Below are 22,263 nucleotides of genomic sequence, written 5' to 3'. Positions count from 1 at the left end.
CAGATTTCACTCTTAACGTTTAAAACCGTAATACACGTCGTTCCAGCGCAGCGCGTCCTTAAAGGCCGGCAGGCGGGTATCGTTGTCGATCACGGCGATCTCGATGTCGTGCATTTCAGCGAACTGACGCATGTCATTCAGATCCAGCGCGTGGCTGAATACGGTGTGGTGCGCGCCACCGGCAAGGATCCATGCTTCAGAAGCGGTTGGCAGATCCGGCTGGGCTTTCCACAATGCGTTCGCTACCGGCAGTTTCGGCAGGTCGTGTGGTGTTTTAACTGTGTCGATGCAGTTAACCAACAGGCGATAGCGATCGCCGAGATCGATCAGGCTGGCAACCACAGCCGGACCGGTTTTGGTGTTGAAGATCAGGCGAGCGGGATCGTCTTTACCGCCAATACCGAGGTGCTGTACGTCGAGGATCGGTTTCTCTTCCACTGCGATAGACGGACACACTTCCAGCATGTGTGAGCCGAGCACCAGATCGTTGCCCTTCTCGAAGTGGTAGGTGTAATCCTCCATAAATGAGGTGCCGCCCTGCAGACCGGTTGACATCACCTTCATGATGCGAAGCAGAGCGGCGGTTTTCCAGTCGCCTTCGCCCGCAAAGCCGTAGCCCTGCTGCATCAGACGCTGTACGGCCAGACCCGGGAGTTGTTTCAGGCCGTGTAAATCTTCAAATGTAGTGGTGAAAGCGTGGAATCCACCCTGCTCGAGGAAACGCTTCATCCCCAGTTCAATACGGGCCGCCTCCAGGACGTTCTGACGTTTTTCACCGTGGATTTGCGTGGCCGCCGTCATGGTGTAAGTGCTTTCGTACTCGTCGATCAGCGCGTTGATTTCACCGTCGCTAATGGCGTTCACCACCTGTACCAGATCGCCCACGGCCCAGGTGTTCACCGAGAAGCCGAATTTGATCTGCGCGGCCACTTTATCGCCGTCAGTGACTGCTACTTCACGCATGTTGTCGCCAAAACGGCACACCTTCAGATGGCGGGTATCCTGTTTGGACACGGCCTGACGCATCCAGGAGCCGATACGTTCGTGTGCTTGTTTATCCTGCCAGTGACCGGTGACTACGGCGTGCTGCTGGCGCATACGTGCGCCGATGAAGCCGAACTCACGGCCGCCGTGTGCGGTCTGGTTCAGGTTCATAAAGTCCATATCAATGCTGTCCCACGGCAGGGCGGCGTTGAACTGGGTATGGAACTGCATCAGCGGTTTGTTGAGAATAGTCAGGCCGTTGATCCACATTTTGGCCGGGGAGAAAGTGTGCAGCCAGACCACCAGACCTGCACAGCGATCGTCGTAGTTAGCGTCACGACAAATAGCGGTAATTTCGTCAGGTGAAGTACCCAGCGGTTTTAACACCAGTTTGCAAGGCAGTTTTGCTTCAGTATTCAGTGCGTTAACGACGTGCTCGGCATGTTGGGTTACCTGACGCAGGGTTTCAGGGCCATACAGATGCTGGCTACCAATCACAAACCACACTTCATAGTTATCAAAAATCGTCATTGTCGTGTCCTTAATGTGTCAGGGTTGCCTGGTCTACCGGAGCTTTGTGCGCCGGTGCGGCAGTCGGAAGGTATTGTTGTTCGGCGCTTACCGCCCACTGCTGGTAGCGGCGATACAGCTGTTCAAAGCGTTGAGCTTGTTCAGGACGAGGTTGCAGCGTGTTTTCCACGGCACTCGCCATTTTGTGCTGAGCGGCGGGGATATCGGCGTGTACTTTCGCGGCAACGGCAGCGAAGATAGCGGCACCGAGCGCGCAGCACTGGTCTGACGCGACAATCTGTAGCGGACGGTTTAGCACGTCGCAGCAGGCCTGCATGATGACCGGGTTTTTACGCGCGATGCCGCCGAGCGCCATCACGTTGTTAACCGCAATACCTTGTTCGGTGAAGCATTCCATGATGGCGCGCGCGCCAAACGCTGTTGCAGCAATCAGGCCGCCAAACAGCGCCGGTGCGTCAGTTGCCAGATTCAGATCGGTAATCACCCCTTTCAGGCGCTGGTTGGCATTTGGCGTGCGGCGACCGTTGAACCAGTCAAGTACCACCGGCAGATGATCCAGTGATGGATTTTTTGCCCATGCTTCGGTTAGCGCAGGTAGCAGCTGCTTTTGGCTGGCTTTAATCTCGGTTTTCAGTTCCGGGTGCTGCACGGCAAGCTGCTCCAGCGGCCAGCTCAGCACGCGGCTAAACCAGGCATAGATATCGCCGAAGGCAGACTGACCTGCTTCCAGACCAATAAAGTGCGGCACCACGCTGCCGTCGACCTGACCGCATATGCCTTTCACGGCGCGCTCGCCCACGCTTTGCTTGTCGGCAATCAGGATGTCGCAGGTGGAAGTGCCAATGACTTTCACTAATGTATTTGGCTGCGCGCCTGCGCCGACCGCACCCATATGGCAGTCAAAAGCGCCGCCAGCAATCACTACGCTTTCCGGTAGATCCAGACGCTGCGCCCATTCTGCGCTCAGCGTACCCACCGGCAGATCGGCGGTGAAGGTGTCGGTAAACATCGGGTATTGCAGATGTTGGTTGATGAGCGGATCGAGTTCGTCAAAGAAGCTTGCCGGAGGCAGGCCGCCCCAGTTTTCATGCCACAGAGATTTATGCCCGGCGCTGCAGCGCCCGCGACGAATATCCTGCGGACGCGTGGTGTCAGAGAGCAGGGCAGGGATCCAGTCACACAGCTCAATCCAGGACACGGCAGCCTGCGCGACCGCGTTGTCCTGGCGGGTTACGTGCAGGATTTTTGCCCAGAACCATTCGCTGGAATAAATGCCGCCGATATAGCGGGAATAGTCGGCCTTGCCCGGCGTATGGCACAGGCGGGTAATTTCTTCGGCTTCTTCGACGGAAGTGTGATCTTTCCACAGGACGAACATCGCGTTCGGGTTTTCGGCGAATTCAGGGCGCAGCGCCAGGACGTTGCCGTCGGCATCGATAGGTGCCGGGGTTGAGCCGGTGCTGTCCACACCAATCCCGACCACTGCCGCACGTTGTTCAGCGCTTAGCTCGGCGAGGACGGTTTTCAGCGCTGATTCCATGGATTCAATGTAGTCACGCGGGTGATGGCGAAACTGGTTGTTTGGGCCATCGCAATATTGCCCTTCCTGCCAACGCGGGTACCACTCTACGCTGGTGGCGATCTCCTCGCCGGTGGCACATTCCACCGCCAGAGCGCGAACTGAATCACTACCAAAATCGAGGCCAATTGCAATCGCCATCGTCTTACTCCATCCAAAAATACGGGTATGGATAAACAGTAGATAATGGGGGTAAAAACCGTCAGGCAGGATCCGCTAATCTTATGGACTAAAACGCTGTCACATCACAAAGTGTGACGCCGTGCAAATATTCAATGTGGACATTTCTGCCGTAGTTATAGACACTTTTGTTAGCCATTTTTATCGTTGGCACAGGACATGTTTTTTGCAAAGTGCTTTTCGCAAGCGGGGTTGATGGTCCATCACTGAAACCACAGTGGTCTACAGGGGCGACGGTGACGATGTCTTGCATAATATGGACGATTTGTTTCTTATCAGAACACCGGGAGTATTGAAATTATGGCTGAACCGCAAAACGATCCCCTGTTGCCGGGCTACTCATTTAACGCACATTTAGTGGCGGGATTAACCCCTATCGAGGCGAACGGATACCTGGATTTTTTTATCGACAGACCACTGGGGATGAAGGGTTACATCCTGAATCTGACTATTCGTGGGGAAGGGGTCATCAACAATCAGGGTAAGCAGTTTGTCTGCCGGCCGGGTGATATTTTGCTGTTTCCACCGGGTGAAGTTCACCATTACGGCCGCCATCCCGAAGCCAGCGAGTGGTATCACCAGTGGGTCTACTTCCGTCCGCGCGCCTACTGGCAGGAGTGGCTGGCCTGGCCGGCAATCTTTGCCCAGACCGGCTTCTTTCGCCCGGATGAAGTGCATCAGCCGCACTTCAACGAACTGTTCGGTCAGATAATCAGTGCCGGGCAACGGGAGGGGCGTTACTCCGAACTGCTGGCGATTAATTTACTTGAGCAACTGCTGCTCAGACGCATGGAAGCGATTAACGAATCGCTGCATCCGCCAATGGATAACCGCGTGCGCGATGCCTGCCAGTACATCAGCGATCACCTGGCGGACAGCAATTTTGATATTGCCAGCGTCGCGCAGCATGTTTGCCTGTCGCCTTCTCGTTTGTCGCACCTGTTCCGCCAGCAGCTAGGAATTAGCGTACTCAGCTGGCGTGAGGATCAGCGCATCAGCCAGGCAAAGCTCCTGTTAAGCACCACACGCATGCCCATTGCCACCGTCGGGCGCAACGTCGGGTTTGACGATCAGCTCTATTTCTCCCGCGTTTTTAAAAAATGTACCGGTGCCAGCCCGAGCGAGTTTCGCGCTGGATGTGAATAAAAAGTGAATGATGTGTCCTGAAAGTTGTCATAACTGGCAATCTATTCAGACAATTGATGGCTTGACGAAGTTGAGAAGGGTTATCAAAATCCCTGCTTCGTAAATCTGACGGACACATTATGCAAGCATTGCTGGAACATTTTATTCTCCAGTCCGCCGTATACTCTTTGATAGCCGTACTGCTGGTGGCTTTTCTGGAGTCGCTGGCGCTGGTTGGCTTAATTTTACCTGGTACCGTGTTGATGGCCGGACTGGGGGCGCTGATTGGCAGCGGTGAACTGAACTTCTGGCATGCCTGGCTTGCGGGTATCGTCGGTTGCCTGATGGGTGACTGGATCTCCTTCTGGTTAGGTTGGCGTTTTAAAAAGCCGCTGCACCGCTGGTCTTTTATGAAAAAGAACAAGGCGCTACTGGATAAAACCGAGCATGCGCTCCATCAGCACAGCATGTTTACCATTCTGGTTGGACGTTTTGTTGGCCCGACGCGGCCGCTGGTGCCGATGGTGGCGGGGATGCTGGATCTGCCTGTCGCGAAATTTATTGTGCCCAATATCATCGGCTGCGTATTGTGGCCGCCGTTCTATTTTCTGCCGGGTATCCTGGCGGGTGCGGCAATTGATATTCCCTCCGATGTGCAAAGTGGCGATTTCAAATGGCTGCTGTTGGCGACCGCGCTGCTGCTGTGGGTCGGGGGCTGGCTGTGCTGGCGACTGTGGCGTAGCGGTAAAGCGGCGGTCGATCGCTTAACCGCCTGGTTGCCGCGAGGCCGACTGCTGTATCTGGCGCCGCTTATTCTCGGTATCGGTGTTGTGGCGCTGATCGCGCTGATTCGCCACCCGCTGATGCCGGTGTATATCGATATTCTGCGTAAAGTCGTGGGTTATTGACGAATCATTTGCCGGACAGGACGCTTATGCGTCGCCATCCGGCATTTCACTGATGCTTGATGCCCAGCAGCGCCGAAGCGCTGGCATGACCGCTTAATAACTCATCCGTTTTACCTTGCCACGCAATGCGTCCGTCGGCGACAACGATTGAGCGTGGCGCAATACGCGCGGCGTCTTCTACGCTGTGTGACACCATCAGCAGAGTCAGTTGCTTCTCACGACAAACGTCGGCCACCAACGTGAGCATCTCCTGACGCAGGGCGGGATCGAGTGCCGAGAACGGTTCATCGAGCAGCAAAACGGGTTGTTCCCGCACCAGGCAGCGCGCCAGTGCCGCTCGCTGGCGTTGTCCGCCGGAAAGCTCACCGGGAAGCCTTTCCAGCAGCGTGTCGAGCCCCATCTGCCGGGCAATGTGGTGCATTTTATCCCGCTGTTGCGCGTTCAGTTTCAACCCCGGATTGAGACCGAGAGCGATGTTCTGTTGCACGCTCAGGTGGCTGAACAGATTGTTTTCCTGAAAAAGCATCGAGACAGGCCGACGAGCAGGCGGCGTGATCGTGTGATCTTCACCCTCAATCAACATTGTGCCGCTGGCTGGAGCCAGAAAACCGGCAATCAGGTTCAAAAGCGTGCTTTTTCCGGCACCGCTGGGTCCGAGCACGGCTACCTGTTCACCGCGCGCAACCGACAGCGAAAAGCGCATGGGCAAATGGTGATACAGCCATGTGATATCAATCAGTTTTAACATTTCGACCCGGTAATTTCTCAATAATGGTAAACAGCGTAAAGCACAGGATCAGCAGCAATAACGCAGTGACCGCACCATCCTGGCTGCGATAGGAGCCAATCTGCTGATACAGATAAAACGGTAGCGTGCGGAAATCCTCGTTGCCAAACAGTGCTACCACGCCAAAATCACCAATCGACAGTACGCAGGCAAAAGCCATCGCCTGCGCCAGCGGGCGTTTCAACGCACGTAACTCAACCACTTTCAGGCGTGACCATCCTTCAATTCCCAATGACTGGCACAACATACTGTAGCGTGCCGTCACGTCGCGCATCGGGTTTTCCAATACCTTCAGCGCGTAAGGGATGGCCATCAGCGCATTGGTAAAAATGACAATGCCGTCGGCAGATTCGGGGAGTCCAATGCTGTTGTTGAGCAACAGGAAGAATCCGGTAGCCAGCACAATACCCGGCATGGCGAGGATCAGCATGCCGCTAAGTTCCAGCGCCTGGCCTGCCAGTACCTGCTGCCGGGCACGCAATTCGCGACTGCTCCATAGCAGCATCATGGTGAGTATCACGCACAACACGCCTGCCGCCAGCGCGATACGCAGCGAGGTCCACAGGGCTTGCCACAATATGGGCTGCGCAAGCACATCCAGTATATGGCGGTTGAAACCATCGATAATCACTGCCAGCAGTGGCGGCAGTAACAGCAACAGCGCCAGAATAATCAGCAGTGAGTCGGTCAGGCGACTGTGCAGGCGGTCGTCGGGATCGCGCCAGCCTTGTACCAGCGTCGTGCCGGGGGCGATCGCACGACTCATGCGTTGGCTGAGCAGCACCAGCGCTAAGCAGCAAATCATTTGGATCAGCGCCAGCATAGCGGCGCGCGCGGGATCGTAGTCGAAGCTCAGCGCCTGATAGATAGCCAGCTCAATGGTGGTCGCCTGCGGTCCGCCACCGAGCGACAGCACGGTAGCAAAACTGGCGAAGCACAGCATAAAGATGAGCGCTGCCACGGGGGGGATCTGGCGGCGCAGCCACGGCCATTCGACAAAGCGGAAGAAATGCCAGCCGCGCATGCCCAATTGTGCGGCGAGCTGCCGCTGTTCGCCGGGAATATTCTCCAGCGACTGCAGCAGTAAACGGCTGGCCATCGGCAGGTTGAAAAAGACGTGCGCCAGCAGAATGCCCTGCAGACCGTACGGTGAAAACGTCCATTCCAGGCCGAGTGCCTGCCAGAGTGAGGCCAGCCAACCCTGGCGACCGTAGACGCTAAGGATGCCAAAGACAGCGACCAGCACTGGCAGGATCAGCGTCATGGCGCACAGGCGCAGCAGCGCCATACGCCCGGGGAAACGGCGACGATAGAGCGCCCTGGCGAGGAAGATCGCCGGGATCACGGACAGCGCGGCGGATAAAAATGCCTGCCAGAAGGAAAAACGCACCACGTGCCACAGGTAGCTGTCCTGCCACAGCGTAAGCCAGTCCCCCTGGGGAGCGTTAAGCCACAGCGCCAGAAATGCCGCCAGGGCGACAGCCACTATCAGCGTAGCGGCCGAAAGCCCAGGGATCAGCCAGCCGGGAATTAACGGCTGACAGCGCGTTGCCATTCGCTAATCCATGCCTGGCGTTGAGCCGCAACCTGCTGCGGGGTGAATTCCAGCGCGGTAGACGGTTTTTCCAGTTGCTCAATTCCTGGAGGGAGAGTGACCTGGGTTACCGGATACATCCAGTTGCCGGTCGGAATCGCATTCTGGAACGCCGGAGAAACCATAAACGTCAGGAATTTTTCCGCCAGTTCCGGCTGCTTGCTGGCTGCGGTGCGCGCGGCGACCTCAACCTGCAAATAGTGTCCTTCGCTAAAATTGGCGGCGGCATAGTTGTCTTTCTTCTCTTCGATGATGTGATACGCCGGAGAGGTGGTATAGCTCAGTACCAGATCGCTTTCACCTTTCAGGAACAGGCCGTAAGCTTCACTCCAGCCCTTCGTGACGGTAACGGTTTTCGCCGCCAGTTTATGCCAGGCCTCAGGAGCTTTATCGCCGTACACTTTCTGCATCCACAGCAGCAGGCCCAGACCCGGCGTGCTGGTGCGAGGGTCCTGATAAATCACGCGCCATTTCTGGTCGCTCTCGACCAGTTCTTTCAGGCTCTTCGGCGGATTTTTCAGTTTGTTTTTGTCGTAAATGAAGGCGAAGTAGCCGTAATCAAACGGAACGAAGGTATCGTTCTTCCAGCCGCCGGGCACGTTAACGGCGTCACTTGCTACACCACTTTTGGCGAACAGTTTGGTTTGTGTGGCGGCTTCCAGGAGGTTGTTATCCAGACCGAGCACCACGTCGGCTTTACTGTTTTTTCCTTCCATGCGTAGGCGGTTAAGCAGCGAGACGCCATCTTCCAGCGCCACCAACTTCAGTTCACAGTTGCAGTCAGCTTCAAAGGCTTTTTTGATGGTCGGGCCAGGGCCCCAGTCAGCGGCGAACGAGTCGTAGGTATAGACAGTTAGTACAGGTTTGGCGAAGGCAGGCGCTGCGCACAGCAGTAAAAGCGGAAGACATTTTTTTAACACTTTGCACCTCAAAAAGTAGGGTGGCAAAGGACTTGAGAAAATACCTCAAATCCCTTCGCCGGCATTATCCGGATCAGGTTCGACGGGTATCTCTCAGCTCATACACAGATCGAAGGATTTTGCGTATGTTTTTTAGCACCCCGTTGAGTTCGCCGTTAGTGTAGTGATTTTGTTGCCGGGCAGCAATTAAGAGCAAGGCTCTATGGATCCGGTGGTGCAAACCACGCCGATTTAAAATCAAACCAGCCGAGGGTATTCATACGTAGCCCGCGCATACTGCGCTGCCCCTGAATGATCAGCCAGTGATGGATCAGCGGTACAATAGCTTTACTGGCAAGCAGTTGCTGGCACCACGTTGCGAGGCTCATCTCGCCGGTGCGCCAGCGGGCGGCGTCGCTTTCCCAGTCCAGAGAAATACAGTTTTGCAGCAACGGGACTTCGCATAAATGGGCGAACAGTGAGAAGTCCAGCGGCAAGGTAAAGTTGGCGCTGTTGAGCCAGATATCGCTGACGGTCTCGCCTGCGTGCCATTGAGCGTAGTCGATCTCCTGAATATTCAGCTGTACCTGATGCTCCGCCAGCAACGTTTTCATGATCTGCGCGATAATCCGGTGTTCGATGTGATCGCGATAGTAAGTGATCGTCAGCGTTTCCAGCCCGGCTGGTTTTTCACCATGACCGGGTTTGGCATGATGCCAGCGAGGCAGCAATCCATAGGCGGGAAACCACAGTCGCTGGTACTGTTCGTCGGCGTGGCAGATTAAATTCGTCGGTGAGAGAATGCGGCTTACCCATTCGCGCACCTCCTGATTTGCCCCGCGATGGGATCGGGAATCAAACAGCATGTAATAGCAACCTTCCTCCAGTCGGCTTTCGATTGCCTTTTCATCTTCCGTCGGCCCTTTGATCGTTAATCCACCGCCAGGCTCCTCGGCGATGTCGGGTAATACCCACACGTTCACTTCGTCGATCAGCGCCCGGTAGCCAAAATAATCATCAAAGGCGTGAATTTTTAGCTGGTTACTCGTATTGCGGATGACCGCATACGGGCCGGTGCCGATCGGGTGACTGGAAAAATGATTCAGCGTTTCCCATTCGCGCGGCAGGATCATGGCGGGTACCTGTCCCAGTAGCCACGGCAACCAGCGATCCGGTTGCGTAAGATGAATATCCAGTGTCCAGGCTGTGGGGGAGGCAATCTGCGTAATATGCGAGTACAGCGGCAGGCTGTTGATGCGCATCAGTGAGGCGATCACATCCTCCATCTCCAGCTCGCGCCCATGATGAAAATGGATCCCCGGGCGCAGGAAGAACCGCCAGTGTAACGGCGAGATTTGTTGCCAGTGGTGGGCAATGTCGGCCTCCAGTTCCCCATTTTCCTCATTTACCCGAAGTAACGCGCTGAAGATTTGCCGGGCGATATGGGTTTCGGAACGGCGCAGTGCCGTTCCGGGGAGCAGATTGTGCATCGGGCGATAGTAAAGGACACGCATGATGTGTCGCCCCTGGCGAAAGCTACGCCCCAGGTGGGAAATCAGCATTTGTCGCACGGCTGTTTTATCGCCGACCAGCTGCACCAGTTGATCAATGCGATCCTGTTCCAGCAGGTCTTCCGCCCGCTGCTGCTGGAGCGCCAGCCCGGTGTAGAGAAAGGTCAGGCGTGAGCGTTTGCCACGACCGACCTCGGCTTCCCACGTTAGCCAGCCGCGTTCCTGCATGGTATTGAGCAGGGTGCGCATGTGGCGGCGGGAGCAACTGAGCAACTCCGCCAGTTCGTTCAGCGTGGTGTCTTGCGTTTTGCCGTCGCAGCATTGCCACAGGCGGATGAACTGTTGTTGCAAACGACCAGAAGACATAAAAGGGGAACTCCTGAACAAAACTCAGCAATTTTATTATCCCCATATTAAGCCAATAATGAATTCCGATGAAGCGATGAGACAACGAAGGGGTCATCTATGCGTCAGTTCTATTTAAAGTACTTTACCGCGACAGAGCGTTTGTCCTGGTTGGCTTGCCTGAGCGCGCCGCAGCGCTTAAAGATGCTCAATGAACTGATGCAGTGGGAGCTGAAGGACTGACTTCTGAATTGAGAATTGCAGATATCATGTGTGACTGAGTATTGGTGTAAAATCACCCGCCAGCAGATTATTTCTGCTGGCTTTTTTCGTTTCCGCCGCGCTTATAGGGATAAATATGCTCTGGATTATGACCATGGGACGGCGCCTCAACGGCGTGTATGCGGCATTTATGCTGGTTGCTTTCATGATGGGCGTGGCGGGCGCGTTACAGGCTCCCACGCTGAGCCTGTTTCTCAGTCGTGAGGTTGGGGCGCAGCCGTTTTGGGTCGGGCTGTTTTACACCGTCAATGCGATTGCCGGGATCGCGGTCAGCCTGGGTCTGGCAAAACGATCCGACAGCCGGGGCGATCGGCGTAAGCTGATCATGTTCTGCTGCCTGATGGCAATTGGCAACGCGCTGCTGTTTGCCTTTAACCGTCACTATTTAACGCTGATTACCTGCGGTGTGCTGCTGGCTTCGCTGGCAAATACCGCCATGCCGCAGCTGTTTGCGCTGGCGCGGGAGTATGCCGATAACTCGGCGCGTGAAGTAGTGATGTTCAGCTCAGTGATGCGCGCGCAGCTTTCACTGGCGTGGGTGATTGGGCCACCGCTGGCCTTTATGCTGGCGTTAAATTACGGCTTCACGATGATGTTTTCTATTGCTGCCGGGATTTTTGCCATTAGCCTGGTGCTGATCGCGCTGATACTGCCGTCGGTGGCGCGGGTCGAACAGCCTGTCGATGTTCCGCTGGAACAGACCGGCGGCTGGCAGGACAAAAACGTACGCATGTTGTTTATTGCCTCCACGCTGATGTGGACCTGCAACACCATGTATATTATCGATATGCCGCTGTGGATCAGCCTTGAGCTGGGGCTGCCGGACAAACTCGCCGGGATCCTGATGGGCACCGCTGCCGGGTTGGAAATTCCGGCGATGATTCTGGCGGGCTACTACGTGAAGCGCTTTGGTAAACGGCGGATGATGATCGTTGCCGTGGCGGCAGGCGTGCTGTTTTACCTTGGGCTGATCTTCTTCCATAGCCGCACGGCGCTGCTGGTTCTGCAACTGTTTAACGCGGTATTTATCGGGATTGTTGCCGGAATAGGGATGCTGTGGTTTCAGGATTTAATGCCGGGCAGGGCGGGTTCAGCCACCACATTATTTACCAACAGTATTTCAACGGGGGTCATTCTGGCGGGGGTGGTTCAGGGGGCGGTGGCGCAAAGCTACGGGCATTTTGCCGTTTACTGGGTGATTGCGGGGATTTCTGTCGTCACACTGGTGATGACCGGGCGGGTGAAGGACGTTTAAGGACGTTGCCGGATGCAATATGCGCATCCGGCATAACAAGGACTAGCGCATAAACGCCGGCTGCTTGTCTTCGTACTCGGTGATGGCCGCTTCATGCTGCAGCGTCAGCCCGATGCTGTCGAGACCATTCAGCATGCAGTGACGGCGGAAGTCGTCGATTTTAAAGCTGTAGGACTTATCACCCGCTTTCACTTCCTGCGCTTCCAGATCCACTTCAAATTTAATCCCCGGATTGGCTTTCACCAGAGCAAACAGTTCATCCACCTGCGCATCGCTCAGGGTGACCGGCAGCAGTTGGTTATTGAAGCTGTTACCGTAGAAGATGTCGGCGAAGCTTGGCGCGATCACCACTTTAAAGCCGTAATCGGTCAGCGCCCAGGGCGCATGTTCGCGAGAAGAGCCGCAGCCAAAGTTTTCTCGCGCTAGCAGAATAGACGCCCCTTTATATTCCGGGAAATTCAGCACGAATTCTGGGTTAGGCTGTTGACCCTTTTCGTCCAGGAAACGCCAGTCGTTAAACAGGTGTGCACCAAAACCAGTGCGCGTCACCTTCTGCAAAAACTGTTTGGGAATAATTGCATCAGTATCGACGTTGGCGGCATCCAGTGGGACAACCAGGCCGGTATGTTGGGTAAATTTCTCTGCCATGGTAGTTTCCTTATTTGATGCTGCGAATGTCGGCAAAATGACCAGTAACGGCAGCGGCGGCAGCCATGGCCGGGCTGACTAAATGCGTGCGACCACCGCGGCCCTGACGGCCTTCAAAGTTACGGTTGCTGGTAGAAGCACAGCGCTCGCCCGGATTCAGGCGATCGTTGTTCATCGCCAGACACATGGAACAGCCTGGTAAACGCCATTCAAAACCGGCTTCAATGAAAATCTTATCCAGACCTTCTGCTTCCGCCTGCGCTTTGACCGGGCCAGAACCTGGTACTACCAACGCCTGCACGCCCGGAGCAACCTTGCGCCCTTTGGCGATTTCGGCGGCGGCGCGTAAATCTTCAATACGCGAGTTGGTGCAGGAGCCGATAAACACTTTATCGATCGCCACTTCCGTCAACGGAATGCCCGGCTTCAGCCCCATATAGGCCAGCGCTTTTTCCGCCGACGCGCGCTCTACCGGATCGGCAAAAGAGGCCGGATCGGGAATGTTATCATTCACGGAGATTACCTGGCCGGGGTTAGTTCCCCAGGTGACCTGCGGTGCGATCTCTTCTGCCTGCAGGGTGACGACGGTATCAAACGTCGCGTCGTCGTCGGTTTTCAGTGTTTTCCAGTACTCAACTGCGTGGGTAAAATTCTCGCCCTTCGGAGCGTGTAAACGCCCCTGCACATAGTCAAAAGTAGTTTCATCCGGTGCAACCAGGCCCGCTTTGGCCCCCATTTCGATCGCCATATTGCACAGGGTCATACGGCCTTCCATGCTCAGCGCACGGATGGCGTCGCCACAAAACTCAACCACGTGACCGGTACCGCCTGCGCTACCGGTTTTACCGATAATCGCCAGTACGATATCTTTGGCGGTAATCCCCGGCGCGGCAGTGCCATTGACTTCGATCTTCATGGTTTTTGCGCGCCCCTGTTTCAGGGTTTGCGTGGCCAGTACGTGTTCGACTTCGGACGTCCCGATACCAAACGCCAGCGCGCCGAATGCGCCGTGCGTGGCGGTGTGGGAGTCACCGCAGACGATGGTCATACCCGGTAAGGTCACGCCTTGTTCGGGTCCCATCACGTGGACGATGCCCTGAAAAGGGTGGTTCAGATCGTACAACTCGACGCCGAACTCATTGCAGTTTTTGATAAGCTCCTGCATCTGGATACGCGCCATTTCGCCAGACGCGTTAATGTCTTTGGTTTGCGTCGAGACGTTATGATCCATGGTGGCGAAGGTCTTACCCGGCTGGCGTACCGGACGCTTGTGTGCCCGCAGGCCATCAAATGCTTGCGGCGAGGTCACTTCATGTACCAGATGACGGTCGATATACAGCAGCGGCGTTTCGTTCTGCGCTTCAAACACCACGTGCGCATCGAACAATTTTTCATATAACGTTTTAGCCATGATTACACCCCTTCTGCGACGTAACGAGCAATGATATCGCCCATCTCATCGGTACTGACTGCGGCGGCACCACGGGCTAAATCACCGGTGCGAATACCTTCTGCTAATGCGCGGTTGACGGCGCTTTCAATGGCGGTGGCCGCATTGTTAGCGTCCAGGCTGTAGCGCAGCAACAGCGCCAGCGACAAAATTTGGGCTATCGGGTTGGCAATGTTTTTCCCGGCGATATCCGGTGCCGAACCGCCGGCTGGCTCGTACAGGCCAAAGTCCTGCTCATTCAGGCTGGCAGACGGCAGCATGCCCATGGAACCGGTGATCATCGCGCATTCATCAGACAGGATGTCGCCAAACAGGTTGGAGCACAGCAGTACGTCAAACTGAGACGGATCTTTGATCAACTGCATGGTCGCGTTGTCGATATACATATGCGTCAGGACAACGTCCGGGTATTCATTGGCAATTTCATTGACGATTTCGCGCCACAGAATAGAGGTTTGCAGCACGTTGGCTTTATCAATCGATGTGACTTTACAGCGGCGTTGGCGCGCTGACTCAAACGCAATGCGCGCAATACGTTCGATCTCGAAACGATGATACACCTCGGTATCGAAGGCTTTTTCATGCTGGCCTTTGCCTTCGCGGCCCTTTGGCTGACCGAAGTAGATCCCGCCCGTCAGTTCGCGTACGCACAGGATGTCGAAACCGCTGGCGGCAATGTCGGCGCGCAGTGGGCAAAAGGATTCCAGTCCCGGGTACAGCTTAGCTGGACGCAGGTTGCTGAATAATTTGAAGTGCTTACGCAACGGCAGCAAGGCACCACGCTCCGGCTGTTGGTTTGGCGGCAGGTTTTCCCATTTCGGACCGCCCACAGAGCCAAACAGAATCGCATCGGCCTGCTCACAACCTTCAACCGTTGCGGGTGGCAGCGGTTGTCCGTGGTTGTCGATGGCGACTCCGCCCACGTCATAGTGGCTGGTGGTAATGCGCATAGTAAAACGGGTACGAATTGCGTCCAGTACTTTCAGGGCCTGCGCCATCACTTCCGGGCCAATACCGTCACCCGGCAAAACAGCAATATGATAATTCTTCGACATCACACGGTTTCCTTATTGTTCTCGTTGTTTTGAGCTTTGCGTTGCAATTCTTTTTCGACTTCTTCGGCACGCCAGATATTGTTCAACACATGCACCATGGCTTTGGCGGAGGATTCGACGATATCCGTTGCCAGACCGACGCCGTGGAAGCGACGGCCGTTAAAATTAGCGACGATATCCACCTGTCCCAGCGCATCTTTACCGTGGCCTTTTGCGGTCAGACTGTATTTCACCAGTTCGACGTTGTAGTCAGTAATACGGTTGATGGCCTGGTAAATAGCATCGACCGGACCGTTACCGTTGGCGGCTTCGGCTTTGGTTTCTTCGCCACAGACCAGCTTGACGGAGGCGGTGGCAATGTCATTTGAACCAGACTGCACGCTGAAGTAATCCAGACGGAAATGTTCGGGTTCTTCTTGCTGTTTATTAATGAAGGCCAGCGCCTCCAGGTCGTAATCAAATACCTGGCCTTTCTTATCCGCCAGCTTCAGGAAAGCGTCGTACAGGCTGTCCAGGCTGTACTCACTCTCTTTATAGCCCATCTCATCCATACGGTGTTTGACCGCGGCACGCCCGGAACGGGAAGTCAGGTTCAACTGTACCTGGTTCAAGCCGATGGACTCCGGGGTCATGATTTCGTAGTTTTCACGGTTTTTCAGCACGCCGTCCTGATGAATGCCGGAAGAGTGCGCAAAGGCACCGCTACCAACAATCGCTTTGTTGGCTGGGATCGGCATATTGCAGATTTGGCTGACTAACTGGCTGGTACGCCAGATCTCCTGGTGATTGATATGGGTCTGTACATTCAGGATGTCTTTGCGCACCTTGATCGCCATGATCACTTCTTCCAGTGAACAGTTACCGGCGCGTTCACCGATCCCGTTCATTGCGCCTTCGACCTGACGCGCACCGGCATGAACCGCCGCCAGCGCGTTGCCGACGCCCAGACCTAAATCGTCGTGGGTGTGTACTGAAATGATCGCTTTGTCGATATTCGGGACGCGTTCATACAGGCCGGAAATGATTGCGCCAAATTCGAAGGGCATGGTGTACCCGACGGTATCGGGAATATTGATGGTTTTGGCGCCGGCATTAATCGCCGCTTCTACCACACGAGCCAGGTCTGCAATAGGGGTGCGTCCAGCATCTTCGCATGAGAATTCCACGTCATCCGTGTAATTACGCGCACGCTTAACCATATAGACAGCACGCTCGATAACCTCATCCAGCGTACTGCGCAATTTGGTGGCGATATGCATCGGCGAGGTGGCGATGAACGTATGAATGCGGAAAGCTTCAGCCACCTTCAGGGACTCAGCCGCTACGTCGATATCTTTTTCTACGCAGCGGGCCAGGGCGCAAACGCGGCTGTTTTTGACCTGCCGGGCGATGGTTTGTACGGACTCAAAATCACCAGGGGAAGAAACGGGGAAACCGACTTCCATGACGTCAACGCCCATACGCTCGAGAGCCAGAGCAATCTGCAGTTTTTCTTTCACACTCAGGCTTGCCTGTAACGCCTGTTCACCGTCGCGTAAGGTGGTATCGAAAATAATGACTTGCTGGCTCATGGTTTAGGTCCTTTGTCTTTTTTTGGCGCCTTGCTTCGAGCATAAAAAAACCCGCGCAGCGGCGCGGGTTTTTTGTTTTAACTGGAGCTGACTTAATACTAAATGTCGTTCACCAGTCTACCGCGCAACGAAGATGCGTTTAGTAGTAGTAGACCGTTAAAACGAGCGATGTAAGTCATCAATCTGGCTCCAGGCGAATGCGATATGCTTTTAGTGGTACTGGATATGAAAGCTGATGTCAACCCCGCCCCCGGTAAACAACCGCGTTCAGAAGAAAATACCCTTCGTAATCTAAGCGAATTGTGCTGAATTTTTAGGGGGGTATAAAATAAATCATTGCACGGCCGTACATACTTTTCATGTTTTGACATACTTGAGCATATTTGTTTGCAACTATTGTGACGGCATGCTGAGAAAACGGGGCTGAGATGCGTTTTTTATCTTTATGATTTATCTGTTTTTATAGCAATCATGAATGGGTTTGGGGATTGAGCTGACCTATGATTGATAAATTAATGTTAACTTTTAATGTATTAATAATATAAACATTTAATTAAATCTTAAATACATATTCAGTGGGTGTATGATTGTGTATTCGCCATGCTTATGGTTATATTGTTCGTGAAATTTAAACTTATGAATCACCGTGCAGTGACATCCGCCACACTGCGCTCACATTGGGTTTTTGTTCATTTAGGTTTGTACCTTTATGTTTTCCTAATTTTAATGTTTTTCCTTTTTCTTATTTTATATGCATGGTAAATCATATTAACGGAGGTTATTTCTTCACTCCGTCCAGGAAAAGGGAGTTTAGAGTGACAGTGGAGTTAAATATGCCAGAAGTTAAAATAATAGATAAGTCTATCTCTATAGATATGGGGAAGCCGCAGCTTCGTATGGTTGATCTTAATTTGTTAACCGTTTTTGACGCGGTGATGCAGGAACAAAATATTACACGTGCTGCGCATACTCTGGGGATGTCACAACCCGCAGTCAGTAATGCCGTGGCTCGCCTGAAAATCATGTTCAATGATGAACTCTTTGTTCGTTATGGTCGCGGGATCCAGCCGACAGCAAGGGCTTTCCAGCTTTTTGGCTCCGTTCGCCAGGCATTGCAGCTGGTACAGAATGAACTGCCTGGTTCGGGGTTTGAACCAGCCAGCAGCGAGCGCGTATTCAATCTTTGCGTATGTAGCCCATTGGATAATATCCTGACATCCTTGATTTATAATCGAGTTGAGCAGGTTGCGCCAAATATTCATGTCGTATTTAAATCTTCACTCAATCAAAATACCGAGCATCAATTACGCTATCAGGAAACTGAGTTCGTTATTAGCTATGAAGAGTTCCGCCGCCCTGAATTCACCAGTATTCCCTTGTTTAATGACGAGATGGTGCTAGTAGCGAGTAGAAATCATCCACGTATTAGCGGTCCATTGCTGGAAAATGATGTCTATAATGAACAGCATGCGGTGGTCTCTCTCGATCGCTTTGCATCATTCAGTCAACCCTGGTATGACACGGCGGATAAACAATCCTGTGTCGCTTATCAAGGAATGGCATTAATCAGCGTATTGAATGTTGTTTCTCAAACGCATCTGGTGTCTATCGCGCCACGTTGGTTAGCGGAAGAATTCTCTGAACAGTTAGATCTCCAGATATTACCTTTACCTTTAAAATTGAATAGCCGCACATGCTATCTTTCCTGGCATGAAGCTGCGGGCAGAGATAAAGGTCATCAGTGGATGGAAGAATTGTTAGTCTCCGTGTGTAAGCATTAGCATTTGGCAGAATAAACTGGGCAATACGTCTGGTTTATTCTGCTTTTATCTTTTTATGTGAAATTTTATGCTGAACTTGTCTTTTTACGTCTATCCATGATTGTAAAAAAATAGAGTAATCGCTGTAAGCCCCCCTTTTTAAGCGATTATTTATCATTTCATTTGCTGAAGCTGGTTTAAATCTCCATTTATTCGTCACTTTCCTCCTTTTTATTCTTTTTCACGCGAATACCGTCCCTTCGGTGTCAATTGCCATGCGTCATCCTCAGCGGTTAATGTGTTGTTAAACCGTTATTCATTATAAGAGTGGGGGCAAGCCATGGAGATGTTGTCTGGAGCCGAGATGGTCGTGCGATCGCTCATCGATCAGGGTGTGAAGCAGGTATTTGGTTATCCTGGGGGCGCTGTCCTCGATATTTATGATGCGCTGCATACGGTCGGGGGTATTGATCATGTGTTGGTCCGTCATGAACAAGCTGCAGTACATATGGCTGATGGTCTGGCGCGCGCTACGGGTGATGTCGGCGTTGTGCTGGTGACCTCCGGGCCGGGCGCAACCAATGCGATCACCGGGATTGCCACGGCGTATATGGATTCCATTCCATTAGTGATCCTCTCTGGGCAGGTCGCGACGTCGCTGATTGGCTATGATGCCTTTCAGGAGTGCGACATGGTCGGTATATCCCGTCCGGTGGTGAAGCACAGCTTCCTCGTTAAGCAAACGGAAGATATTCCTCAGGTACTGAAAAAAGCGTTCTGGCTGGCGGCAAGCGGCCGTCCTGGCCCTGTGGTGGTGGATTTGCCGAAGGATATACTGAATCCGGCGAAGAAACTGCCCTATAGCTGGCCGGACTCAGTGAGCATGCGATCCTATAATCCGACGACGACCGGGCATAAAGGTCAGATAAAACGAGCACTGCAAACGCTGGTCGCCGCTAAAAAACCGGTGGTGTATGTTGGCGGTGGTGCGGTAAATGCGGCCTGTCATGAGCAACTGGGGCAGATTGCGGAAGCCCTTAACCTGCCGGTTGTGTCATCGTTGATGGGATTGGGCGCGTTTCCTGCCACACATCGTCAGGCATTGGGCATGTTGGGAATGCATGGCACCTATGAAGCCAATATGACCATGCATCATTCCGATGTGATTTTTGCCGTTGGCGTTCGCTTTGACGATCGCACAACCAATAACCTGGCAAAATATTGCCCAAATGCGACCGTATTGCATATCGATATCGATCCGACGTCAATTTCAAAAACCGTCACGGCGGATATCCCGATTGTTGGCGATGCCCGCCTGGTGCTTGATCAGATGCTGGAACTGCTACCGCAGGAGAGATCGCAGCAGCCGCTCGATGATAACCGTGACTGGTGGCAACAGATTGAGCAATGGCGTGCCCGCCAGTGTCTGAAATATGACACGCAAAGTGAGAGCATTAAACCGCAGGCCGTCATTGAAACGATCTGGCGCTTGACGAAAGGGGATGCGTATGTGACCTCGGACGTTGGTCAGCATCAGATGTTTGCCGCGCTGTACTACCCGTTTGATAAGCCGCGCCGTTGGATTAACTCCGGTGGCCTCGGCACTATGGGATTTGGCTTACCTGCGGCGTTAGGCGTGAAGATGGCGCTACCGGATGAAACGGTGGTGTGCGTCACCGGGGATGGCAGTATTCAGATGAATATCCAGGAGCTGTCAACGGCGCTGCAATACGAGCTGCCAGTGCTGGTGCTCAATCTTAACAACCGTTACCTCGGTATGGTTAAACAGTGGCAGGACATGATTTACTCCGGGCGCCACTCGCAGTCTTACATGCAGTCGCTGCCCGACTTTGTTCGTCTTGCCGAGGCTTATGGTCATATCGGGATCCAGATAAACCATCCGGATGAACTCGAAAGTAAACTGGGTGAAGCGCTGGAGCACGTGCGTAACCATCGCCTGGTGTTTGTCGATGTCACCGTTGATGGCAGTGAACATGTCTACCCGATGCAGATTCGCGGGGGTGGTATGGATGAAATGTGGTTAAGCAAAACGGAGAGGACCTGATTATGCGCCGGATATTATCAGTATTGCTGGAAAACGAGTCGGGCGCATTGTCACGTGTGATTGGTCTCTTCGCTCAGCGCGGTTACAACATTGAAAGTCTGACCGTAGCGCCAACGGACGATCCAACCTTATCGCGAATGACGATCCAGACCGTGGGGGATGAAAAGGTCCTTGAGCAGATCGAAAAGCAACTGCACAAACTGGTGGATGTCCTGCGCGTAAGCGAGTTGGGGCAGGGGGCCCACGTTGAGCGAGAAATTATGCTGGTGAAAATTCAGGCCAGCGGTTATGGCCGTGAAGAAGTGGTACGTAATACGGAAATTTTCCGTGGGCAAATCATCGATGTTACGCCGTCCATCTATACCGTACAGCTGGCGGGTACCAGCGATAAGCTGGATGCTTTCCTGGCAACATTGCGTGAAGTTGCCAAAATCGTCGAGGTTGCACGATCCGGCGTGGTGGGACTCTCCCGCGGCGATAAAATCATGCGCTAACCATAGCCCTGTTATCAATTCGCGAGCCCAATGCTATCCGTTGGGCCTTTTTTTGCGAAATCAGCAGTAACCAGAGACAAAAGCGGTTGCCGCAGTCATTATTCTGCGCTTAGATGTTAATAAATTTAACCCATGCCATCTCAAAGGTTATGGTTTGTACATTTTACGCAAGGGGCAATTGTGAAACTGGATGAAATCGCTCGGTTGGCCGGCGTTTCGCGAACGACTGCAAGCTACGTTATTAATGGCAAAGCAAAGCAATATCGCGTAAGCGACAAAACGGTTGAAAAAGTCATGGCGGTGGTGCGCGAGCATAATTACCACCCAAATGCTGTGGCAGCCGGGCTACGTGCTGGACGCACACGTTCTATCGGGCTGGTGATCCCGGACCTTGAGAACACAAGTTATACCCGGATAGCCAACTACCTGGAACGCCAGGCGCGTCAGCGTGGCTATCAGCTGCTGATTGCCTGCTCTGAAGATCAGCCAGATAACGAAATGCGCTGTATTGAGCATCTTTTACAACGCCAGGTTGATGCCATCATTGTGTCGACCTCTTTACCACCGGAGCATCCGTTCTATCAGCGTTGGGCCAACAGTTCATTCCCGATTGTGGCGTTAGACCGCGCGCTGGATCGTGAACATTTCACCAGCGTTGTCGGGGCCGATCAGGACGATGCAGAAATGCTGGCGGAAGAATTACGTAAGTTCCCGGCGGAAACCGTGCTTTATCTTGGCGCGCTGCCGGAATTATCCGTCAGTTTCCTGCGTGAACAGGGTTTTCGTACCGCGTGGAAGGACGATCCGCGTGAAGTGAATTTCCTGTATGCCAACAGCTATGAGCGAGAAGCCGCTGCACAGCTGTTTGATAAATGGCTGGAAACGCACCCGATGCCGCAGGCATTGTTTACCACTTCATTTGCTCTGCTACAGGGTGTGATGGATGTGACATTACGTCGTGATGGGCAGTTACCGTCCGATCTCGCCATTGCAACTTTTGGTGATCATGAACTGCTCGACTTCCTGCAGTGTCCGGTGCTGGCGGTGGCACAGCGTCATCGTGATGTAGCAGAACGCGTACTGGAAATTGTGTTGGCAAGCCTGGATGAGCCGCGTAAGCCAAAACCAGGGTTAACGCGCATCCGACGTAATCTGTATCATCGTGGTATTCTCAGCCGCAGCTAAATCGCTCTGCTGTGCGCGCCGGGAGGAGATAACCTTCTGGCGCAGTCATTTATTC

At 53.6% G+C, this 22,263-nt stretch carries 20 protein-coding genes and 1 riboswitch; of the genes, 8 read left to right on the top strand and 12 right to left on the bottom strand.

Annotation, left to right across the window (positions count from 1 at the left end):
• Nucleotides 1-12: 12 nt before the first annotated feature.
• Nucleotides 13-1,515, bottom strand: a complete 1,503-nt coding sequence (gene araA / locus JQ822_RS17575) for an L-arabinose isomerase (RefSeq protein ID WP_213134533.1) — start codon at nucleotides 1,513-1,515, stop codon at nucleotides 13-15.
• Between the two features lie 10 nt (nucleotides 1,516-1,525).
• Nucleotides 1,526-3,235, bottom strand: a complete 1,710-nt coding sequence (gene araB / locus JQ822_RS17570; protein ID WP_213134532.1) for a ribulokinase — start codon at nucleotides 3,233-3,235, stop codon at nucleotides 1,526-1,528.
• Nucleotides 3,236-3,574: 339 nt separating this feature from the next.
• On the opposite strand from araB, the gene araC reads away from it, so the two are divergent.
• A complete protein-coding gene (araC, locus tag JQ822_RS17565; RefSeq protein ID WP_213134531.1) occupies nucleotides 3,575-4,420 on the top strand; it encodes an arabinose operon transcriptional regulator AraC in 846 nt (281 codons plus the stop codon).
• A 119-nt stretch (nucleotides 4,421-4,539) separates the two neighbouring features.
• The gene (locus JQ822_RS17560; RefSeq protein ID WP_213134530.1) at nucleotides 4,540-5,307 is read left to right on the top strand and encodes a DedA family protein; all 768 of its coding nucleotides are present in this window, start codon (nucleotides 4,540-4,542) and stop codon (nucleotides 5,305-5,307) included.
• 46 nt (nucleotides 5,308-5,353) lie between these two features.
• Here JQ822_RS17560 and thiQ read toward each other — a convergent pair whose 3' ends face one another.
• From thiQ to sgrR, 4 genes are all read right to left on the bottom strand, one after another.
• Nucleotides 5,354-6,055 carry a thiamine ABC transporter ATP-binding protein ThiQ gene (gene thiQ / locus JQ822_RS17555; protein WP_213134529.1) on the bottom strand — a complete coding sequence of 234 codons (702 nt, stop codon included), beginning with the start codon at nucleotides 6,053-6,055 and terminating at the stop codon, nucleotides 5,354-5,356.
• Complete coding sequence (gene thiP, locus JQ822_RS17550) at nucleotides 6,039-7,649, bottom strand: thiamine/thiamine pyrophosphate ABC transporter permease ThiP (RefSeq protein WP_213134528.1); 1,611 nt, start codon at nucleotides 7,647-7,649, stop codon at nucleotides 6,039-6,041. The genes thiQ and thiP overlap by 17 nt, the downstream gene beginning before the upstream one ends.
• Nucleotides 7,625-8,608: a thiamine ABC transporter substrate binding subunit gene (gene thiB, locus JQ822_RS17545; protein WP_213134527.1), complete on the bottom strand. Its 984-nt coding sequence runs from the start codon at nucleotides 8,606-8,608 to the stop codon at nucleotides 7,625-7,627. The genes thiP and thiB overlap by 25 nt, the downstream gene beginning before the upstream one ends.
• 32 nt (nucleotides 8,609-8,640) lie before the next feature.
• Nucleotides 8,641-8,761: riboswitch (TPP riboswitch) on the bottom strand.
• Between the two features lie 47 nt (nucleotides 8,762-8,808).
• On the bottom strand, nucleotides 8,809-10,464 hold the full coding sequence (gene sgrR, locus JQ822_RS17540) for an HTH-type transcriptional regulator SgrR (protein ID WP_213134526.1): 1,656 nt from the start codon (nucleotides 10,462-10,464) through the stop codon (nucleotides 8,809-8,811).
• Between the two features lie 99 nt (nucleotides 10,465-10,563).
• Between sgrR and sgrT the strand changes: the two genes are divergently transcribed.
• Entirely contained in the window at nucleotides 10,564-10,686 is a 123-nt protein-coding gene (sgrT, locus tag JQ822_RS17535; protein ID WP_213134525.1) for a glucose uptake inhibitor SgrT, read from the top strand.
• 115 nt (nucleotides 10,687-10,801) lie between these two features.
• Nucleotides 10,802-11,980: a sugar efflux transporter gene (locus JQ822_RS17530; RefSeq protein WP_213134524.1), complete on the top strand. Its 1,179-nt coding sequence runs from the start codon at nucleotides 10,802-10,804 to the stop codon at nucleotides 11,978-11,980.
• 42 nt (nucleotides 11,981-12,022) lie between these two features.
• On the opposite strand, the gene leuD is transcribed toward JQ822_RS17530, so the two are convergent.
• The 5 genes from leuD to leuL form a co-directional block, all read right to left on the bottom strand.
• Entirely contained in the window at nucleotides 12,023-12,628 is a 606-nt protein-coding gene (gene leuD, locus JQ822_RS17525; protein ID WP_213134523.1) for a 3-isopropylmalate dehydratase small subunit, read from the bottom strand.
• Nucleotides 12,629-12,638: 10 nt separating this feature from the next.
• Nucleotides 12,639-14,039, bottom strand: a complete 1,401-nt coding sequence (gene leuC, locus JQ822_RS17520; protein WP_213134522.1) for a 3-isopropylmalate dehydratase large subunit — start codon at nucleotides 14,037-14,039, stop codon at nucleotides 12,639-12,641.
• A gap of 2 nt (nucleotides 14,040-14,041) precedes the next feature.
• Nucleotides 14,042-15,133 carry a 3-isopropylmalate dehydrogenase gene (gene leuB, locus JQ822_RS17515; protein ID WP_213134521.1) on the bottom strand — a complete coding sequence of 364 codons (1,092 nt, stop codon included), beginning with the start codon at nucleotides 15,131-15,133 and terminating at the stop codon, nucleotides 14,042-14,044.
• Complete coding sequence (gene leuA / locus JQ822_RS17510; RefSeq protein ID WP_213134520.1) at nucleotides 15,133-16,704, bottom strand: 2-isopropylmalate synthase; 1,572 nt, start codon at nucleotides 16,702-16,704, stop codon at nucleotides 15,133-15,135. Before leuA ends, leuB begins: the two co-directional genes overlap by 1 nt.
• Nucleotides 16,705-16,802: 98 nt before the next feature.
• Nucleotides 16,803-16,883, bottom strand: a complete 81-nt coding sequence (gene leuL / locus JQ822_RS17505; protein WP_135324939.1) for a leu operon leader peptide — start codon at nucleotides 16,881-16,883, stop codon at nucleotides 16,803-16,805.
• A gap of 654 nt (nucleotides 16,884-17,537) precedes the next feature.
• Here leuL and leuO point away from each other — a divergent pair.
• Entirely contained in the window at nucleotides 17,538-18,485 is a 948-nt protein-coding gene (gene leuO, locus JQ822_RS17500) for a transcriptional regulator LeuO (RefSeq protein ID WP_213134519.1), read from the top strand.
• Between the two features lie 34 nt (nucleotides 18,486-18,519).
• On the opposite strand, the gene JQ822_RS17495 is transcribed toward leuO, so the two are convergent.
• Nucleotides 18,520-18,684, bottom strand: a complete 165-nt coding sequence (locus JQ822_RS17495) for a hypothetical protein (protein WP_213134518.1) — start codon at nucleotides 18,682-18,684, stop codon at nucleotides 18,520-18,522.
• A 120-nt stretch (nucleotides 18,685-18,804) separates the two neighbouring features.
• Between JQ822_RS17495 and ilvI the strand changes: the two genes are divergently transcribed.
• The 3 genes from ilvI to cra all read left to right on the top strand — a co-directional run bounded on the left by ilvI (nucleotide 18,805) and on the right by cra (nucleotide 22,208).
• Nucleotides 18,805-20,529, top strand: a complete 1,725-nt coding sequence (gene ilvI / locus JQ822_RS17490) for an acetolactate synthase 3 large subunit (RefSeq protein WP_213134517.1) — start codon at nucleotides 18,805-18,807, stop codon at nucleotides 20,527-20,529.
• A 2-nt stretch (nucleotides 20,530-20,531) separates the two neighbouring features.
• Nucleotides 20,532-21,023, top strand: coding sequence for an acetolactate synthase small subunit (gene ilvN / locus JQ822_RS17485; protein WP_096758312.1), 492 nt, complete (start codon nucleotides 20,532-20,534; stop codon nucleotides 21,021-21,023).
• Between the two features lie 180 nt (nucleotides 21,024-21,203).
• Nucleotides 21,204-22,208: a catabolite repressor/activator gene (gene cra, locus JQ822_RS17480; RefSeq protein ID WP_135323166.1), complete on the top strand. Its 1,005-nt coding sequence runs from the start codon at nucleotides 21,204-21,206 to the stop codon at nucleotides 22,206-22,208.
• The last annotated feature ends 55 nt before the right edge of the window (nucleotides 22,209-22,263 follow it).

The sequence above is a fragment of the Citrobacter sp. FP75 genome (assembly GCF_018342065.1).
GTDB lineage: Bacteria > Pseudomonadota > Gammaproteobacteria > Enterobacterales > Enterobacteriaceae > Citrobacter.
This window is presented reverse-complemented; position numbering and strand designations above follow the sequence as displayed.

Bases quoted from the DNA above. Each gene is read 5' to 3' on its own strand.
- araA (WP_213134533.1), bottom strand. From the start codon at position 1,515: ATGACGATTTTTGATAACTATGAAGTGTGGTTTGTGATTGGTAGCCAG.
- araB (WP_213134532.1), bottom strand. From the start codon at position 3,235: ATGGCGATTGCAATTGGCCTCGATTTTGGTAGTGATTCAGTTCGCGCT.
- araC (WP_213134531.1), top strand. From the start codon at position 3,575: ATGGCTGAACCGCAAAACGATCCCCTGTTGCCGGGCTACTCATTTAAC.
- JQ822_RS17560 (WP_213134530.1), top strand. From the start codon at position 4,540: ATGCAAGCATTGCTGGAACATTTTATTCTCCAGTCCGCCGTATACTCT.
- thiQ (WP_213134529.1), bottom strand. From the start codon at position 6,055: ATGTTAAAACTGATTGATATCACATGGCTGTATCACCATTTGCCCATG.
- thiP (WP_213134528.1), bottom strand. From the start codon at position 7,649: ATGGCAACGCGCTGTCAGCCGTTAATTCCCGGCTGGCTGATCCCTGGG.
- sgrR (WP_213134526.1), bottom strand. From the start codon at position 10,464: ATGTCTTCTGGTCGTTTGCAACAACAGTTCATCCGCCTGTGGCAATGC.
- sgrT (WP_213134525.1), top strand. From the start codon at position 10,564: ATGCGTCAGTTCTATTTAAAGTACTTTACCGCGACAGAGCGTTTGTCC.
- JQ822_RS17530 (WP_213134524.1), top strand. From the start codon at position 10,802: ATGCTCTGGATTATGACCATGGGACGGCGCCTCAACGGCGTGTATGCG.
- leuD (WP_213134523.1), bottom strand. From the start codon at position 12,628: ATGGCAGAGAAATTTACCCAACATACCGGCCTGGTTGTCCCACTGGAT.
- leuC (WP_213134522.1), bottom strand. From the start codon at position 14,039: ATGGCTAAAACGTTATATGAAAAATTGTTCGATGCGCACGTGGTGTTT.
- leuB (WP_213134521.1), bottom strand. From the start codon at position 15,133: ATGTCGAAGAATTATCATATTGCTGTTTTGCCGGGTGACGGTATTGGC.
- leuA (WP_213134520.1), bottom strand. From the start codon at position 16,704: ATGAGCCAGCAAGTCATTATTTTCGATACCACCTTACGCGACGGTGAA.
- leuL (WP_135324939.1), bottom strand. From the start codon at position 16,883: ATGACTTACATCGCTCGTTTTAACGGTCTACTACTACTAAACGCATCT.
- leuO (WP_213134519.1), top strand. From the start codon at position 17,538: ATGCCAGAAGTTAAAATAATAGATAAGTCTATCTCTATAGATATGGGG.
- ilvI (WP_213134517.1), top strand. From the start codon at position 18,805: ATGGAGATGTTGTCTGGAGCCGAGATGGTCGTGCGATCGCTCATCGAT.
- ilvN (WP_096758312.1), top strand. From the start codon at position 20,532: ATGCGCCGGATATTATCAGTATTGCTGGAAAACGAGTCGGGCGCATTG.